Here is a 16,155-nt window from a genome sequence, read left to right as displayed (position 1 = left end):
CTGTTGGTTTTCCAACTGTTTCTCTGTTAAGTTTTCGTAATTTTTGTTACTTGCTGCTGACTTTGTCAGCAGTCTGACAATCCAAATTTGGATTGTCTTTTTCTATTAATCTACTAATCTACTCTTTCGCGTTCGTCGAACAATAATGTTATGCAGTACAAGCCTGCTAAACCTACAAGTCCATAAACTAAACGGCTGAATATCGCTAATTGTCCGCCAAATATGGCAGCAACAAGGTCAAAACTGAATAATGCTATTAAACCCCAGTTTATAGCTCCTATTATGACTAATATTAATGCAAATTTATCCATAAGTCATATCCTCCTTGAAATTTAATATAAAGATATTGTTTCAAGAAATTTCTATATTATGCATAACTTTAAAAATACTTTAAAGACGTTAAATAACGAAATATTTAACACTTACAATCAAGGTGAATATAATAACTAAAAATGTTATTGTTAAGGAGGGTATTATGGATAATTGTAAACCTGAAAATATTGAAGCTGTAGAAGAATTAAATATTCAATGTGATAAAGGTTGTGACAGAATAGGCGGAAGAGGCGGAGAAAGAAGACCGCTAAGGCAACCGTGCGTACATGACAGGGTATTAGGAACCGGAGATAATTCATCTCTTTTATTTTTCTTCCTTCTTTTAGTTCTTATAGTTTGCCAAAGTGATTGCGACATTGAAATGGATACATTGTTGTGGTTCTTCTTGTTGTTGGTAGTATTATACAACAACAGATTTTAGCTTAAACGCAGATTGCTGAAAATAATCGACTGCTTCGTTGTCGTTTAACCGGTAAAAGGTAATGGAGGGCATAGCCCTCCGTTAATTTTTGTGTTTATCCAATCCGTCATCAATTAACTCAATTTCAAGTTTGTCAAAATCTACTTCATCCACGAAATCATGAGGATAGAAGGTAACATATTTAAATTGAGAAAATTCCAAGTCATGCTTTTTAAGCCATAAGGGTACACTAATATCTAATTTAGCGCATATTTCCTTGAAAGCTTTATCTCTTTTTGAATCAAGAGATATTTCTTCCTTATTTTTTACGACTATTGAACTGACTATATTGTTAGTTTTTATTTTTTTAGCCCATAATTTGTACATTCTGATTATTTATAAAATGGTGTTACTATGAAATCTTTTAATAATAAACCGCCGTAGTTTATTTTAACACCTTTTAATTCCCTTTCGAAGTCCTTGGGTACGATAATTTCAATGCCATCAACATCGTAAATATTATCGTTGTCTGTTTGCTCCAACGAAGCAATTCCGTATGACTTGCCGGCTCACCCGACTCTGTATGCAGTTAACATAATAGGTACATTATGTTCCTTCATCATTACCAATTTTTCTTTTGCTTTATCAGTTATCTTAAAATTCATTTGTTCCTCCTTTATTTAAATTTTGGAACAACTTCAAATCCCTTTTTGAAAACTCCGTTTCTATAATCAATTTCAGCTCCGCTAATTGCACCCGTTAAATCCTCAGAAACAATTAAATCGAATCCTTCAATGCTGTAAACTAAATCATTTTCTGATTGTTTCTCCGAAACAATGCCTAATTCGGCACCGCATCAGGAATAGCCGGTTATAGCTAATTTAATAGGTTGTTGATTTGATTTTAATTCTGATAACTTTTCTTTTGCGCTGTCAGTTAATTTAAAGTCCATAAAAATTCTCCTTTCCGTTTAGTTTAGTGTAACACTAAACTAATTTTCTATAATTGTAGTATAATTTTGCTAAATGTCAAGGCGATATTTCACCTCGGATACATCATTATATTCTAATATATTAATATAGTCAATGATTTTTGCAGGCTTTTCATTTAAAATATAAATAAAATCTGATAATGTTACCGCTTCATCCACATCGTGAGTAATGAATAAAACTGTTCTTTTACTTTCGTTCCAAAGCTTTTTAAACAGTGAAATCATTTCACGTTTTAATTTCATATCGAGACCCTTAAACGGTTCATCTAAAATCAATACATTTGATGGATAAGCAAATGCTCTTGCCAGAGACACTCTTTGAGCCATACCGCCGCTTAATTCCTTAGGTTTGTAGCTTTCAAAATCTTTCAACTCAACCATATCAATATAATCCTTGATAATATTTACCCTTTTATCAGAATTATAAACATTTTTTAACACAAAATCAATGTTATCATACACACTGTACCATTCAAGCAATCGCGGCTCCTGGAATACAAACGAATACACTGCATTCTCAGTTACTTTGACCTCTCCGTTATCGATTTCTGTTAAATTGGCGGCTATGTTGGCAATAGTAGTCTTACCTACTCCCGAAGGTCCGAACAAGCAGGTGATTTTATCCTTTTCAAATCTGATATTAAAATTATTTAAAACCTTTAAATCATTAAATTTTTTAGAAACGTTTATAAATTCAATCATAAAGACCTCGTAAAAATATTTTTAATAATTTTTCAAACAGTATGCTGAGCATAATTATTATGAAAGTCCATGCAAATAAATCCGGTATTTCAAGATAAACCTTTGAATCATATAAAAATCTTCCTATGGAATATTTAGGCAGGCTTAAAACCTCTGCAGCAGAAGTTACCTTCCATCCCAAGCCTAATGCAGAAATCATTCCTGCCTTAATATAAGGAATGGAGGAGTAGAAATAAACAGATTTTATAATTCTGAGCCTATTAATATTATAAACCTTACACATCTGCAAAAGTTTAACATCCGTGGATTTAATACCGCTTATTGTATTTGTCCAGATGATGGGAAAGCACATGAGAAATGCAACAAATATTGGTACATTAGTATCCTTAAACCACATTATTGCGATTATAATTATTGACATAACAGGAATTGTTCTTATAATTCCTATAAGGGGATTGAATAAATCATAGACAAGCTTATTGATTCCGCAAAAATATCCGAGTACGATTCCCGCACCACAGGAAATCAAAAAACCTGCAACAGTTCTATAAGTGCTGTATAAAATAGTTATGTAAGTATCGGTTGTTTTTAACATATCAATCAGAGCATAAAATGTCGTAATAGGAGAAGGGAGGTAAATCTCCTGATCTATAATCAAGCTAAATATCTCCCACACAAAAATCCAAAATAATGCTATAAGTATTTTATTATATTTACTCTGTAAAATAGAACCCTTCATCAGGCAGCTTACCTCCAACGGAAGCAGGATTAGAATCAAATAAGATTTTGTAAAATTCATTCAGTCCGTCTTTAACATTATGTGCCGGTTCATATACGATTCCGCAATAAGGTATTGCTTTTTCAACAACTGCTGCACTCGGCATAATTTCATTTTTTTCCACTAATAAGGAAGCATCCTTTTGATTTTCTAAAACCCAATTTACTGACGCTTCATATTGCTTTAAGAACTCTTCTATAAAGTCTTTGTTATTTTCGGCGAAGTCCTTGTTTACAATCACAGCACCGGTATATAGCTGACTTGTATTGTCCGTTGCAGCTTTCCATGCTTCGTTTAAATCAACTAAAATCTTTACATTGCTGTTTTTAATCATGGTCTGTGTAACAAAGGGCTGCGGGAGAAGTGCAACCCTTGTATCTTCCGCGATTACCGATTGAGACATGGTAGCATGATCCATTGCATAATTTAATTCTACTTTATCACTTATGTTATTTTGATTCAACAGATAGTTCATTGCAAAATCAGGAGTAGAACCCTTGGCGCTCATGCCGAGTATTTTTCCTTCCAATTCACCGATTGATTCTATATCGTCAGTTCCTACGATGTACAAATTGCCTATGGTGTTTACTGCCATTAACTGAACCTTTCCTCCCGTCTTGTTGTATAAGATGGGAGCCAAATTAATGGGAACTGAAGAAATTTGTATTTCGCCGTTGATGATTTTTCCGGTTAGGGCATCAGGTGCGCTTTCAGTCACATAGTTAACATTGTATTTATCCGTGTTTAATGCCTTCTCATCGATCATTTTAATCATGCCTATGGATGTAGGTCCCTTCAGACCGGCGATTGTTACATTTACCGGTTCTGTATTTACCGGCTCCTGATTGCTGCAGCCGGCAGCTAATAATACTGTGATTAACATCAATAATAAACTTATTTTTTTCATAATACATCTCCCAACACTTATTTTTTTGATAGTGCGCTTTTTACGCTTAATCCCTTTAACTTTCCTAATTTGCCTGTTAAAGCCCCAATTTCATCTGTAGTGCCGTCAACTATAAGTGATATTACATTAACCTTTTTTTCCTTGTATGGTATTCCCATTCGCCCCACAATAATTTCACCGTATTGGTGTAAAATTTCGTTGACTTCCGCAATAAAAGTCAAATCTTCGATAATGATTCCAACTACACCTATTCTGTTTTCCATAAAATCCTCCCAAAACAAAATTCCTTGCATGCGCAAGGAATAAAAGACATAGTAATATAAGTTGAATTTTCCTTGCTCTCAGACAATCCTTAAGCTCAGTTAATATTTAATTATGAATTATTTAAATGGGTCCAAGTCATCCTTTGAAATATTAAAATAATTTGCAAAGCTTGCCAAATAAAAATCAGATGGCTTTTCTTCATTTGTTTCATATAATTTTATTCTTTCTTTTGGAACATTCAGGGCAATACCCAGCTCTTGCTTTGTTAAATCCTTTTCTTTTCTGATTTGTCTTAACTTTTCACCTAATGTCATAATATCACCTCAATTTTTATTTTACCTACTATTATATTATATCAAAACATATAATTAATACAATAAAATCTGACATGAGGATGTGAAGTACTTCTGTATACACATTATCAGATTGTTAATAAAATGTCAAATATAATTTGTTGTATATACAATTTATTTTCAGAGTGATATAATTTATTATGACTAATTTGCATGGAGGTAGATATGGTATCAACTAAATGGGTGGAAGATAATTGTTTGTTAATATACGAAGATGACATTTTGGCAGGCACGGGAAAGCTCGCATTTGTCGATGGGAAATATTTTGTTGAAAATGTTAATATTAAAGAAGAATTCAGAGGAAAATCATATGGAGAGCTGGCTGTCAGAATGCTTGTAAGAAGAGCTGTAAACATGGGAGCGGAAAAAACCTATGCAAGCATTGATAAGAGTATAGTTAAATTATTTGAAAAAATCGGTTTTTATAAGCAGGAGGAAACAGATAACGGTGATTATGTGATGTGCATGGAGGGAGATGTTGGGGGACATTGCTGTAAATAATAAAAAGATTTGGGTGATAGTTAGAGGGGTTTCTCGCAATAATTTAACTTACAAAATAATTAAACATATTTCTTCAGATATATAAATATATATATACAGGTCCTATTATTTTTGAGGAGGAACTGATGAAAAAATATGTTAACATGTGGATAAAATATATTCTTATTTTTATAGTTGTATTGTTTATTTAACAGCGAAGCAGTGGCAACTGAAATTTTACGCTCTATGGCAGGGAGTATAGGAATTATAATTACTGTTCCTGTTACAGCAATCATATCAGGATTACTCATATAGTATCAGTCTCTTAAAAATTTGGGTCATCTGCTTTCACTTACAGTATAAGCGACTGACACCAAATATAAAATTTGGGTCATCTGCTTAATATGGGAAAATATAGACAAGCACTTCTTCGGCAGGCGATATACCGGTTACTGTAATCTGAGGCTCATCCTGTCCGTTGTACTGACCCTTGTGAAGTATTCCTGTAACTGTAACCCACTGACCCGATTCCAATTCCGATAAATTATCATATAGGCACAAAATACCGATAGGGGCAAGATCTGCGGCACAGCATACCATGGCAAGCCTTGCGGGAACAAATTCATTTTCATTAAGATATTCCTGATCCTTAAAAACAAAACCTGTCATGGTAATTTCATATCCTTCGTATCCATCCATATTGGCATATATTTCAGTTATCCATGGATAAAATTCATCGTTGATTATGTTTATTTTTTTATTTTCTTCATCCAATCCACTTTTTACATCCGGCTCATAGGGAGATGGTGAGATGTCATATGAGTAGTTGTAATCTTCCTGAGCCGAGGGGGAGGTAGTGTTTCCGCTGTAATCTACAGGGTCATTAGTAAAGTCGGAATACTGACCGGAAGAATATTCTGATTGTATCGAAGAATTTCCGGATGTAGGGTTTTTCATATATGCTCCTGCACCTGCATAACCGGTTGAAACATCGTTAATTCCCAATGCACTGTGAGGCAGAAGCAAAAGCACAACCGGAATCATCAGCACAAAGCAATGTGCTGACCGTATCAGATGCTGAGGCTTAAAAAGCCTTTTAATTCCTGCTAAAGCCCAGATTGCTGAAACTATTGTCGAAAATATAAGGTAAGGCTCCATTCTGGGAGTAACATAATACAGGTAATTGCCGCTTTTAAGCAGATAAATTATAATCAATGCAAAGACAATATTGCACGATATTTCTAAAAAAACCTGAAAATTAAACGCTTTAGCCTGCATATTACATTCCTCCCCAATTTGCAAACAAAAATACGGTTAAAAAACAAACTACGAATGACGTAAACAGAAATCTGCCAATAAAGCTTTTTGAAAAGCCCGAAGACAGCATCATTACATTTTTAATATCCATCATGGGACCAAAAACCAAAAATCCCATAAGTGCCCCAGCAGGGAATTGATTAGCAAAGCTTCGTGCTACCACTGCATCTGAGGATGAGCAAAGAGAAAGCACAAATGCCATAATCATCATAATAATCATTGATATTGCCAGAGCTGTACCACTCTGAGCCGAAACAAAGACACTTATACTTACTGCCTGAAAAAGAGAAGAAATAAATGTCCCTATAATCAGGTATTTTCCAACATCAAAGAATTCCGCCTGCGAATGGCGCAGAAATAATAGCAGCTTTCCCTTGAGAGTAGTGACGGATTCAACATCCTCATAGCAGCCGCAGCTGCACATCAATCCGTCCAGCACGCCTCCGTTAAGAATATTTTTTTTAGGAGGTATGAGTTCGAAAGAAAAACCTATAATTACCGATGATATTATTCCAAGACATATGCGTCCCAAGACAATTGTCATATTGCCACTGAAGGCATAATAGGTAGATAATATAACAACAGGGTTAATTATGGGACTGACAGTCATGAATGTTACTGCAGCCGAAACAGGAACTCCTTTTCTCACAAGGCTTCGGAAAATAGGAATGGAAGCACAGTCACACACCGGAAGGAAGAATCCTCCGACTATCGCTGTAAGTATTCCGAGACCCGGAGATTTTGGGAATCTCCGGCTTATGGTTGCCTTAGGGACAAAAATTTGTATAAAGGATGAAAGCAAGACGCCAATCATTAAAAATGGCAGCGCCTGAAGAATAATACCTAAAAATATATTTATAACGGTATTCACAGGAATACCCATCATTTCTAAAAATGGTCTCATGACAAGATGGGCAAATAATATTGCTAATATTGCCAGAAAAAACATTGTTCCGGAATGTTCGTCGCGCTTAAACAGATGCTTGTATATATTCTTATAGGATTTAATCCTGCATACGTGGACATCTGGATTTATATTTCTGATAATATTACGTATTCTTTTAAAAGACTCAGAGGAGTCGGCGTTTCGTACAACAGCTATATTGCTGTTCGATATTTGCTCCGGCAAGGCTTCTCCGGTTTTTCCGAGAATATTTTCTATTTGCTCTCCGTTTGAAACGTTAATGACCTTGTGTATTGTAAATAAATTTCTCAAAGAAGGACTCAGAAGAAGGTTCTGCAGCTTCGAAAAAGGAACTGTTCCGTTCCATTCAATCCATATTTCATCAAACGAGTTTTGGACTATAGTCTCAAGGAGTTTGTCCTCAATCATGCCCGGATTCTGTTCCAGTTCCTTTTTCATAAAGGAAAGATAGGTAAAGTTTTCATTTGTGCTGCAAAATTCCGCATCTCCGGTTTCAAATCGTACAATTAATATATATGAATCACTCCAATCCGCGCGGTTCAACAGATTGTTTATGAAAGTTGTCTTTCCCGCATCTAAAAAGCCTGTTACGACATATACGGGCAATTTAGTTTCAAGGCTCATTACAGACCACCGTTAAACACAGATATAATATCCTGACGGTTTAGTCCGTGTCCTATGATGCACAGCATATCTCCGGTAGTGCTGCATGCTGTTATGTTCATGTCACCGGGAACATACTGTAAATTTAAATTTCCGTCTGTGCTGCGCAAAATACCCTTTATGCGCAATATTTTTTCACCATACCGCATGTATATTTCTTCAATAAATTTTGTCAGCTCTTCATAGGTAAAAGTTCGTTTTGTTCGTATAGTTATTGTATCAAATATTTCATCGGCAGAATGTTTATGTTCATGTTTATGTTTAGATACTCTGCATCCGCCAAGAGCTTTATAATCCGGACGTCTGCGGGATGAAGGCATAAGTTCGTCAAATTGTATATCATTCCAGGCCTTTGACAATATAGGGGCTTTTGTATTCAAATTATTTATCAATTCTGATGCCCCTTCAATTTTGTCAGGATACTCATTTGTTCTGCTTAGAAGAACAGTGTCTGCGTTTTCTATTTGATCCTGAAAAAACTCTCCGAAATTATCCAGATATTTCTTGCAGTATCTTACATCCACAACCGAAATTTTCGCTTTTACTTTTGCTAATTCCCGGATTCTGCGATCCAGACAGTACTTGTATATATCAGACAGTTTTCCGACCCCGGAAGGTTCAATAATAATTTTATCAGGGCAAAATTTTTCTAACAAATCTCTGACAGAATTTACAAAGTCACCGGAGATGCTGCAGCAGATACATCCTGAGTTCATTTCTCTTATCTCTATGTTGGTGTCCTTCATCAGTGCAGCATCTACGCTTATATCTCCAAAATCATTTTCGATAAGAGCAACATTGCTATTTTGAAAAGCTTCGCCAATCAGTTTCCTTATCAAGGTGGTTTTACCGGCTCCTAAGAAACCTGAAATTATATATATTTCTGCAGTCATAGTTGGTCCCCTTCGTAATTTGATTCATCGGCTGTATTATTTTTTACGGTAACAGTCCCTGCATATACCGTAAACTTCAACATTATGACCAATAACATGAAATTCATTATCTTCAATCTTAGGAACAAATTTTTCCATAGGACAATTGTTCATTGGAATAATTTTATGGCAATCCATACATACGGCATAATGCTTGTGAATAAAACGGTTCAGTTCATAAACAGCCATTTCGTTGTTCATGACTGAAATTTTATTAACTATATCTTTTTTAATAAACAGTTCCAATATACGGTAAACTGTCGAGAGCCATATGTTTTCTCCGGTTTTTTCGATCTCCATGCATATATCCATTGCACTCAATGGTTTTTCTGCATGCTCCAGAACTGACAGCACGGCTTCCCGGGTCTTGGTTTTTTTTATTCCTTCAAGCAGCTTTTCTCGTTTATTGTTCAATTATATCACTCCCTCTGTACACTCTGTAATTTCATTTATCATATAATCATGGTTTGTCTTTTGTCAACATAATACTCGCAGTGATACTCTTAATGATTAATATCAATATAAGGCATATAACACCTATGAGGACGATTGTTCCTCCGGGCTTCAGACGTTGATAATATGAGATGTATAATCCTGCAACCATGAAAAAAACAGCAAAACAAACAGAATAAATAACGGTTTGCTTGTAGCTCTTTCCGAATTGCATGGCACATGCAACAGGAATTACCATTAAGGATGATACTATCAGAGCGCCAACAGTACGGGCAGCAACGGACACAGTTACGGCAGTAAGTATGGTAAAAACGAAGTTTACGGTTTTTACGGGAATTCCTGCCAGACGAGCTGCACGTTCATCCAAGGCAATATAAAAAAGCTCTTTATACAGAAAGAAAAAAATTAACATAACTGTACAGCTTATGAGTATAACCAGCAGCATTTCAAAATTGCTTATGGCAACGATACTTCCAAACAGGAAGCTGTTGAAATTAGCCGAGTTTTTCACAAATCCCGATAAAACACCCGCAAGTCCCACGCCTGCCGACATTATAATTGCTATGGACATCTCGGCGTACTTGGGAATTTTCTTGCGTATGATTTCTATTCCCAATGCTGCAATTATGCAGGCAATTATAGAACCCAGTATGGGGTTTATGCTCATTACAAGACCTGCTGCAACACCGGCCAGGGATGTATGAGAAAGTGCATCTCCAATCATGGACAGACGTTTCAATACTACTATTATACCTACGCATGGAATAATGAAAGCAAGAAGTATTCCCACAACAAATGCTCGTCTCATAAAGTCATATTCCAGAATTGATGTCATATTAATCATTCCTTTCTTCGAGGGAGCCTTCTTCCAAGCTCAAAATGCGCGATACATATCCGGATGCTCTGCCTATATCGTGAGTGACCATAACTATCGTTATTCCTGTTTCGCGATTTAAAGAAGACAGCAGTTCATAGAGCGACTTTACTGTTCCGGCATCCACTCCCGTGGTAGGCTCATCCAGAATCATTATTTCAGGATCGCTCACCAATACCCGTGCAAGCATGACACGCTGACGCTGTCCGCCGGAAAGCTCACTGATCATACGTTTAGAATACGCATCCATTCCTACGAGCTCCAGTGCTTGATGCACTTTATCCCGGTGTTTCTTTTTAGGAAAGCGAAGCAGCCCGATTTGAGAAAAAAGATTCGCCATTACAATTTCTTCTGCTGTGGCAGGAAAACTGTCGGCAGATTGCAGTCCTGACTGGGGTAAATAACCGATTTTCGGCCAGTCTCCAAATTTTTCTACATCTTGATTTAAAATTCTGATGCTCCCGCCTGTGGGTGTAAGCTCACCGAGTATTATGCGCATCAGGGTACTTTTTCCGGTTCCGTTTGAACCGATAACAGCTACAAAGTCTCCCTTATAAACAGAGAAGCCGATTTTTGTAAAAATTGACTCGTTTCCGTAGCTAAAACTCAAGTTTTCGGCTTCTATTACCTTAGGCATTATACTTTCTCCTTATTCTAATGCAGACTTTAGTGACTCCAGATTTTGACGCATAACGGCAAAATAATCATCGCCGTTGTTTCTTTGTTCGTCGCTCAGTGCTTCTATAGGATTAAGAACATCTGTCTTTGCACCGATATTATTTGCTATAACCTCAGCCACCTTAGGATTTACCAGTTCTTCAAAAAATATTACCCTTACATTGTGTTCTTTGGCAAATTCTATTATTTCGGCAACTCTTGCAGGGTCGGGCTCGGAATCAGGTGCCAGCCCCTCTACGGGAACCTGATTTAGTCCGTATGCAGAACATAAATAACCGAATGCCTGATGAGTTACTATAATATCCTTGTTAGGAAGAGGATTAAGTGTATCTGTGAACTCCTTGTCCAGAGTATCAAGCTCAGCTGCGTACTTTGCATAGTTTGCTTCATAATAATCCTTATTTTCAGGATCGGCTTTTACAAAAGCATTTTTGATATTTTCCATTTCTATTTTTGCATTCATCGGATCAAGCCATACATGTGGGTCAAAATTACCGTGCGAATGTTCTTCATCTTCGTGTTCTTCCTCATCATGTTCATCGTCATGATGATGACCTTCCAGAAGGGATAGCCCTTCAGAAGCTTCCACAATTATCAGGCTGTCGTTATGTATAGATTCAAGGACATCCTCAACCCAATGTTCCATGCCGGCTCCGTTATATATAAATACCGCCGACTCTTGAAGTCCCACTATATCTGCGGCGGTAGGCTCCCAATGGTGAGGTTCTGTACCGTCCGGAACCATGTTTACTGCGTTAATTTTATCTCCTCCGATTTTAGAGGCAAAATCGTACATAGGATAAAAACTGGCATATACTGAAAGTTTTTTATCCTGATTCTGATTATTATCATCATCTGAAGCAGATGGCTCCTGAGCTGTTCCACACCCTGCAAGCAGAGATAGAATTAAAATTATTGATAGCATCATGCTGTAAAATTTCTTCATTATTCAATTACCTCCCAATATTTTTCCAACTTGATTCTTAGTATACGACAATTAATGCAAATGATTCGCATTTGCATTAATTATAATTTGAATCAATCTTTATGTCAATAACTTATTAAGAAAAATATTCAGGATATAATATTTAGTATAGACAAATTAAAGTCAAAGTTATATAATTATTATGATATGACTCATTGGTCAAGTGGTCAAGACGCCACCCTCTCACGGTGGAATCAGGGGTTCGACTCCCCTATGGGTTACCAAAATTTTAAAGACGGGGATACCGTCTTTTTATTTCACTTACAATATAAGCGACTGACACCAAATTTCGCATACAGCATAAGCGACTGACACCAAATTAAAAATTTGGGTCATCTGCCTTAATTTTTATACAAACGGAGGTTAAAATGGATTATAAGAAGCTTGCAGAAATGTTATTTCCAAATATAAAAGAAACTGTTACATATTATGAAAATGAGTTCCCTGAAAGAAATCTGCCTGAAGGAGCAAAGGTTACGAGATTAGGTCCGAGTCCAACAGGATTTATTCATTTAGGTAATCTGTACGGAGCATTCGTTGATGAGAGATTAGCGCGTCAGAGCGGAGGCGTATTCATGCTTCGTATAGAGGATACAGACGAAAAGAGAAAGGTTGAGGGATCTGTTGAAATAATCATATCATCCTTGAAATATTTCGGCTTGAATTTTGATGAGGGTGCATTATTAGACGGAGAAAAAGGAAACTATGGTCCATACTATCAGAGTAATCGTGGACCAATTTATCAGTGTGTTGCAAAACACTTGATGGAGCAGGGAAAAGCGTATCCGTGCTTTTGCACAGAAGAAGAGTTGGAAGAAATAAGAAACCAACAAAATGAAGCAAATGTAAATACCGGCTACTATGGGAAATGGGCTAGGGACAGAGAGCTAGATATAGAAGAGGTTCAAATACATTTGAATAATGGCGATGAATTTGTAATCAGGGTTAAGTCAAATGGAACAGAAGAAGGCATCTTTGAAATTGAAGATGCCATCAGAGGCAAACTTTCAATCCATGAAAATTATCAGGATGCAGTGCTTCTAAAAAATAACGGCATACCTACGTATCATTTTGCTCATGTCGTGGATGACCATTTCATGAGAGTTACTCACGTTATAAGAGGGGAAGAATGGCTTTCTACACTCCCTATACATTATGAAATATTTAACGCCATCGGTTGGCAGCATCCCGTATACTGTCATACCGCACATCTGATGAAAATGGATAACGGATCTAAAAGAAAGCTTTCAAAAAGAAAGGATCCTGAACTAGGTCTTGGATACTACATGGATTTGGGATACCACCCGGCAGCAGTCAGGGAGTATTTATTGACAATTTTAAATTCCAACTATGAGGAGTGGAGAATAGAAAATCCTGATAGTCCTATAGATAATTTTAAATTCTCTCTGGATAAGATGAGTAATTCGGGAGCATTGTTTGACCTGGATAAATTAAATAATATCAGTAAGGATGTTTTGTTGAAAATACCGGCAGATGAAATATATGAATTTCTGTTGAACTGGTCAAAGGGACATAAAGTAGAAATTACAGAAATTTTAGAAAGTAATAAAGAAGCAGTAATTAAATTGTTATCTGTAGGAAGAGATGGGGATAAACCTCGTAAGGATTTGATGTACTGTGAGCAGATATTTGACTTTATAAGCTATTTCTTTGATGAACACTTTAAAATAGTTGACAGCTATCCTGAAAATATAAATGACGAAGAAGCAAAAAAATTGCTTAAGCTGTATTTGCATACTTATGACCACAATGATGACCAAAGCCAGTGGTTCGACAAAATAAGGGTAATATCACAGGAGAACGGCTATGCAGCTAAACCTAAGGATTATAAGAAAAATCCGGATATGTATAAAGGCCATGTAGGAGATGTAAGCTCGGTTATCAGATTGGCAATAGTTGGAAGAAGCTCATCACCTGACGTTTGGGAGATTCAACAAATTATGGGTGAAGAAAAAGTAAGAAGAAGAATTGAAAATATTATAAAATAGATAAGAGGGAAACTTTTACTGTCGTTTGGATTATACAAATTATTACAAAATATTAACAATAAACTTGTTGAAAAGAATAGAACTTTGTATGTATAATGACATGTAAAAATTCCCCCTCTATTTATTATATATTTGTTTGATTATTGTTTGAGCTAGGTGACCCTAGTTCTATTTTTTTGCTTACTTCTCATTTGCATCTACGTCTTTTTTTCTTTCTTCCACTTCAAATTCATTTGGTATATAAACATTGCCCGGATTTTCCTTAGTTGAATTTTTCATTTTCAATTTATTAACCAGCTTATCAACAATTATCACAATATCACCACCTTTTTTATAGTTTTTCATATTATGCAAATTTTATTATTTAATTTTACTAAAAATAATAAGACAATTTTCTCTAGCGTTCATAATGACAAAAAATTTAATATTCCATTAACTTATTTATTGATTTTGAATAACATAATATAAATAGCTTTTGCATCATCTGTCGGAGGTAATAATGGAATATATTTGCGAATTGAAAAATATCTCTAAAAGATTTCATACAATAAATCACGAAACAAAGGCAATTGATAATTTGTCCATGAAAGTTAAAAAAGGTGAGATTGTATCTATAGTAGGACCTTCTGGCTCAGGTAAATCAACCGTTTTAAATTTAATAGGCAAACTTGAAAAGCCTTCAGAAGGTGAGGTTATAGTTAATACTAACAGTATAGGTTTTATGTTTCAAAAGGATCAGCTTTATGAATGGAGAAATATTTTTAAGAACTGCCTTTTGGGATTAGAAGTAAAAAATGCGGTTACAGAAGAAAACAAAGCAAAGGTTATTGATATGCTGAAAAAATATGAACTTTATAGTTTCAGAAATCATTACCCAAGCCAGCTTTCGGGCGGTATGAGGCAACGTGCCGCTTTAGTGCGTACTTTAGCCATAGAGCCGGACTTATTGCTTTTAGATGAGCCGTTTTCTGCATTAGACTATCAGACTCGTCTATCTGTAGGAAATGAAGTCGGTCAGATATTAAGAAGAGAAAAAATATCTACTGTATTGGTAACTCACGATATTCCCGAAGCGGTAAGTATTTCTGACAGAGTTATTGTATTTACAGAGAGGCCTGCAAAAATTAAAAAAGAATACATCATTGAGTTTAAAGAGTGTCAGGATGACAGAACTCCTATGAATTGCAGAAATACTTTAGAATTCGGAGAATATTTCAGACAGATATGGAGGGATTTGGATGCGGGAAAAGAATAAAAAAAAAGATTTTAATATTTCTAAGGAACATTCCGATTATTTAAAATCAATAAAGAGAGAAAATTATTTCATCAGAATTACTCAAATATTGGTTTTTGTTTTTTTTATCGCTATATGGGAATGGGCTGCCAGATATAAACATATAGATGTATTTTTGACAAGCAGCCCTGGTGCAATATACAAATTAATTGTCAGGTTTATAGAGGACGGAAGTTTAATAAAGCACTTATCTATATCTACCATGGAAACAATAGCCGGTTTCTTTGCAGGAACAATATTGGGATTATTGACAGCAATTTTATTATGGTGGTTTAGAAGACTTGCCCGTATAATGGACCCATACATTGTTATTTTAAACAGTCTGCCTAAAACTGCTCTGGCTCCTATTATTATTTTGTGGGCAGGTATGGGGTTTTCGGGAATAGTGGCTACTGCTGCTTCAATATCTGTAATAGTTACGACCATGACATTATATACGGGATTTATAAATGTAGAAAAAGATAAAATAGTACTTTTAAAAACTATGGGTGCCAATAAATTTCAGGTATTAAACAAGGTCGTGATACCTTCAAATATTCCTAACATTTTGAGCGTTATCAGAGTCAATATAGGTCTGTCATGGATCGGTGTTATAGTAGGTGAGTTTTTAGTTTCAAAGGCAGGTATCGGTTACCTGATACTTTACGGAAGCCAGACATTTAAGCTTGATTTAGTTATGATGGGTGTGTTTGTATTGGGAGTCGTTGCAGCAATTATGTATTTTTTTGCATCATGGTTGGAGAAAATTGTAATAAAGTATTGAAGAATCGTTTTCTTTGTTGTATAATATTCCTAATAATTAGTTTGTTGAAAATAT

Annotated in this window: 22 protein-coding genes and 1 tRNA gene; 7 read left to right on the top strand and 16 right to left on the bottom strand. The window is 35.6% G+C overall.

Annotation, left to right across the window (positions count from 1 at the left end; translation table 11 throughout):
- Window positions 1-113 precede the first annotated feature (113 nt).
- Complete coding sequence (locus HZF24_RS16880; protein WP_179239542.1) at window positions 114-311, bottom strand: DUF378 domain-containing protein; 198 nt, start codon at window positions 309-311, stop codon at window positions 114-116.
- 164 nt (window positions 312-475) lie between these two features.
- Between HZF24_RS16880 and HZF24_RS16875 the strand changes: the two genes are divergently transcribed.
- Window positions 476-754 carry a hypothetical protein gene (locus HZF24_RS16875; protein ID WP_179239541.1) on the top strand — a complete coding sequence of 93 codons (279 nt, stop codon included), beginning with the start codon at window positions 476-478 and terminating at the stop codon, window positions 752-754.
- Between the two features lie 81 nt (window positions 755-835).
- On the opposite strand, the gene HZF24_RS16870 is transcribed toward HZF24_RS16875, so the two are convergent.
- The 7 genes from HZF24_RS16870 to HZF24_RS16840 form a co-directional block, all read right to left on the bottom strand.
- Complete coding sequence (locus HZF24_RS16870; RefSeq protein WP_179239540.1) at window positions 836-1,120, bottom strand: hypothetical protein; 285 nt, start codon at window positions 1,118-1,120, stop codon at window positions 836-838.
- 5 nt (window positions 1,121-1,125) lie between these two features.
- Window positions 1,126-1,275, bottom strand: a complete 150-nt coding sequence (locus HZF24_RS16865; RefSeq protein ID WP_179239539.1) for a hypothetical protein — start codon at window positions 1,273-1,275, stop codon at window positions 1,126-1,128.
- A 479-nt stretch (window positions 1,276-1,754) separates the two neighbouring features.
- Window positions 1,755-2,426, bottom strand: a complete 672-nt coding sequence (locus HZF24_RS16860; RefSeq protein ID WP_218835326.1) for an ABC transporter ATP-binding protein — start codon at window positions 2,424-2,426, stop codon at window positions 1,755-1,757.
- Window positions 2,419-3,084: an ABC transporter permease gene (locus HZF24_RS16855; RefSeq protein WP_179239538.1), complete on the bottom strand. Its 666-nt coding sequence runs from the start codon at window positions 3,082-3,084 to the stop codon at window positions 2,419-2,421. The genes HZF24_RS16860 and HZF24_RS16855 overlap by 8 nt, the downstream gene beginning before the upstream one ends.
- A gap of 55 nt (window positions 3,085-3,139) precedes the next feature.
- A complete protein-coding gene (locus HZF24_RS16850; protein WP_179239537.1) occupies window positions 3,140-4,111 on the bottom strand; it encodes an ABC transporter substrate-binding protein in 972 nt (323 codons plus the stop codon).
- Window positions 4,112-4,128: 17 nt separating this feature from the next.
- Window positions 4,129-4,374, bottom strand: coding sequence for a TM1266 family iron-only hydrogenase system putative regulator (locus tag HZF24_RS16845; RefSeq protein ID WP_179239536.1), 246 nt, complete (start codon window positions 4,372-4,374; stop codon window positions 4,129-4,131).
- A 117-nt stretch (window positions 4,375-4,491) separates the two neighbouring features.
- Window positions 4,492-4,689 carry a helix-turn-helix domain-containing protein gene (locus HZF24_RS16840; RefSeq protein ID WP_179239535.1) on the bottom strand — a complete coding sequence of 66 codons (198 nt, stop codon included), beginning with the start codon at window positions 4,687-4,689 and terminating at the stop codon, window positions 4,492-4,494.
- Window positions 4,690-4,893: 204 nt separating this feature from the next.
- Here HZF24_RS16840 and HZF24_RS16835 point away from each other — a divergent pair, with 204 nt between their 5' ends.
- Both HZF24_RS16835 and HZF24_RS19295 read left to right on the top strand, forming a co-directional pair.
- Window positions 4,894-5,229: a GNAT family N-acetyltransferase gene (locus HZF24_RS16835; RefSeq protein ID WP_179239534.1), complete on the top strand. Its 336-nt coding sequence runs from the start codon at window positions 4,894-4,896 to the stop codon at window positions 5,227-5,229.
- 174 nt (window positions 5,230-5,403) lie between these two features.
- Window positions 5,404-5,523 (top strand): YibE/F family protein, encoded by a 120-nt coding sequence (locus HZF24_RS19295; protein WP_179239533.1) that lies wholly within the window; start codon window positions 5,404-5,406, stop codon window positions 5,521-5,523.
- Between the two features lie 84 nt (window positions 5,524-5,607).
- Here HZF24_RS19295 and HZF24_RS16825 read toward each other — a convergent pair whose 3' ends face one another.
- Genes HZF24_RS16825 through HZF24_RS16795 form a run of 7 tightly spaced genes read right to left on the bottom strand, consistent with a single transcriptional unit; the run spans window position 5,608 to window position 11,996 of the window.
- Window positions 5,608-6,486, bottom strand: a complete 879-nt coding sequence (locus HZF24_RS16825; RefSeq protein WP_179239532.1) for a TIGR03943 family putative permease subunit — start codon at window positions 6,484-6,486, stop codon at window positions 5,608-5,610.
- Window position 6,487: 1 nt separating this feature from the next.
- Window positions 6,488-8,074, bottom strand: coding sequence for a permease (locus HZF24_RS16820; protein ID WP_179239531.1), 1,587 nt, complete (start codon window positions 8,072-8,074; stop codon window positions 6,488-6,490).
- Window positions 8,074-9,006, bottom strand: a complete 933-nt coding sequence (locus HZF24_RS16815) for a CobW family GTP-binding protein (protein WP_179239530.1) — start codon at window positions 9,004-9,006, stop codon at window positions 8,074-8,076. Before HZF24_RS16815 ends, HZF24_RS16820 begins: the two co-directional genes overlap by 1 nt.
- Before the next feature lie 36 nt (window positions 9,007-9,042).
- Window positions 9,043-9,459, bottom strand: coding sequence for a Fur family transcriptional regulator (locus HZF24_RS16810; protein ID WP_179239529.1), 417 nt, complete (start codon window positions 9,457-9,459; stop codon window positions 9,043-9,045).
- Window positions 9,460-9,505: 46 nt separating this feature from the next.
- Window positions 9,506-10,333 (bottom strand): metal ABC transporter permease, encoded by an 828-nt coding sequence (locus HZF24_RS16805; protein WP_179239528.1) that lies wholly within the window; start codon window positions 10,331-10,333, stop codon window positions 9,506-9,508.
- A gap of 1 nt (window position 10,334) precedes the next feature.
- Window positions 10,335-11,009 (bottom strand): metal ABC transporter ATP-binding protein, encoded by a 675-nt coding sequence (locus HZF24_RS16800; protein ID WP_179239527.1) that lies wholly within the window; start codon window positions 11,007-11,009, stop codon window positions 10,335-10,337.
- A 12-nt stretch (window positions 11,010-11,021) separates the two neighbouring features.
- On the bottom strand, window positions 11,022-11,996 hold the full coding sequence (locus HZF24_RS16795) for a metal ABC transporter substrate-binding protein (protein ID WP_179239526.1): 975 nt from the start codon (window positions 11,994-11,996) through the stop codon (window positions 11,022-11,024).
- A 188-nt stretch (window positions 11,997-12,184) separates the two neighbouring features.
- Between HZF24_RS16795 and HZF24_RS16790 the strand changes: the two genes are divergently transcribed.
- Window positions 12,185-12,259: transfer RNA gene (locus tag HZF24_RS16790), tRNA-Glu, on the top strand.
- 144 nt (window positions 12,260-12,403) lie between these two features.
- Complete coding sequence (gene gltX / locus HZF24_RS16785; RefSeq protein WP_179239525.1) at window positions 12,404-14,044, top strand: glutamate--tRNA ligase; 1,641 nt, start codon at window positions 12,404-12,406, stop codon at window positions 14,042-14,044.
- A gap of 180 nt (window positions 14,045-14,224) precedes the next feature.
- On the opposite strand, the gene HZF24_RS16780 is transcribed toward gltX, so the two are convergent.
- Entirely contained in the window at window positions 14,225-14,389 is a 165-nt protein-coding gene (locus HZF24_RS16780; RefSeq protein ID WP_179239524.1) for a hypothetical protein, read from the bottom strand.
- Window positions 14,390-14,540: 151 nt separating this feature from the next.
- Between HZF24_RS16780 and HZF24_RS16775 the strand changes: the two genes are divergently transcribed.
- Window positions 14,541-15,299 carry an ABC transporter ATP-binding protein gene (locus HZF24_RS16775; RefSeq protein WP_407695760.1) on the top strand — a complete coding sequence of 253 codons (759 nt, stop codon included), beginning with the start codon at window positions 14,541-14,543 and terminating at the stop codon, window positions 15,297-15,299.
- Window positions 15,283-16,101: an ABC transporter permease gene (locus tag HZF24_RS16770; protein ID WP_179239522.1), complete on the top strand. Its 819-nt coding sequence runs from the start codon at window positions 15,283-15,285 to the stop codon at window positions 16,099-16,101. The genes HZF24_RS16775 and HZF24_RS16770 overlap by 17 nt, the downstream gene beginning before the upstream one ends.
- The last annotated feature ends 54 nt before the right edge of the window (window positions 16,102-16,155 follow it).

This window comes from Sedimentibacter hydroxybenzoicus DSM 7310, from assembly GCF_013403245.1.
Lineage (GTDB): Bacteria > Bacillota > Clostridia > Tissierellales > Sedimentibacteraceae > Sedimentibacter > Sedimentibacter hydroxybenzoicus.
Note: the sequence above shows the minus strand (reverse complement) of the source record. Positions and strands in the feature narration are given on the sequence as shown.

Coding starts and splice junctions, on each gene's coding strand:
- HZF24_RS16870 (WP_179239540.1), bottom strand. CDS start 1,120: ATGTACAAATTATGGGCTAAAAAAATAAAAACTAACAATATAGTCAGT.
- HZF24_RS16820 (WP_179239531.1), bottom strand. CDS start 8,074: ATGAGCCTTGAAACTAAATTGCCCGTATATGTCGTAACAGGCTTTTTA.
- HZF24_RS16800 (WP_179239527.1), bottom strand. CDS start 11,009: ATGCCTAAGGTAATAGAAGCCGAAAACTTGAGTTTTAGCTACGGAAAC.
- HZF24_RS16770 (WP_179239522.1), top strand. CDS start 15,283: ATGCGGGAAAAGAATAAAAAAAAAGATTTTAATATTTCTAAGGAACAT.
- HZF24_RS16795 (WP_179239526.1), bottom strand. CDS start 11,996: ATGAAGAAATTTTACAGCATGATGCTATCAATAATTTTAATTCTATCT.
- HZF24_RS16860 (WP_218835326.1), bottom strand. CDS start 2,426: ATGATTGAATTTATAAACGTTTCTAAAAAATTTAATGATTTAAAGGTT.
- HZF24_RS16845 (WP_179239536.1), bottom strand. CDS start 4,374: ATGGAAAACAGAATAGGTGTAGTTGGAATCATTATCGAAGATTTGACT.
- HZF24_RS16850 (WP_179239537.1), bottom strand. CDS start 4,111: ATGAAAAAAATAAGTTTATTATTGATGTTAATCACAGTATTATTAGCT.
- gltX (WP_179239525.1), top strand. CDS start 12,404: ATGGATTATAAGAAGCTTGCAGAAATGTTATTTCCAAATATAAAAGAA.
- HZF24_RS16780 (WP_179239524.1), bottom strand. CDS start 14,389: ATGAAAAACTATAAAAAAGGTGGTGATATTGTGATAATTGTTGATAAG.
- HZF24_RS16815 (WP_179239530.1), bottom strand. CDS start 9,006: ATGACTGCAGAAATATATATAATTTCAGGTTTCTTAGGAGCCGGTAAA.
- HZF24_RS16840 (WP_179239535.1), bottom strand. CDS start 4,689: ATGACATTAGGTGAAAAGTTAAGACAAATCAGAAAAGAAAAGGATTTA.
- HZF24_RS16835 (WP_179239534.1), top strand. CDS start 4,894: ATGGTATCAACTAAATGGGTGGAAGATAATTGTTTGTTAATATACGAA.
- HZF24_RS16805 (WP_179239528.1), bottom strand. CDS start 10,333: ATGACATCAATTCTGGAATATGACTTTATGAGACGAGCATTTGTTGTG.
- HZF24_RS16880 (WP_179239542.1), bottom strand. CDS start 311: ATGGATAAATTTGCATTAATATTAGTCATAATAGGAGCTATAAACTGG.
- HZF24_RS16825 (WP_179239532.1), bottom strand. CDS start 6,486: ATGCAGGCTAAAGCGTTTAATTTTCAGGTTTTTTTAGAAATATCGTGC.
- HZF24_RS16875 (WP_179239541.1), top strand. CDS start 476: ATGGATAATTGTAAACCTGAAAATATTGAAGCTGTAGAAGAATTAAAT.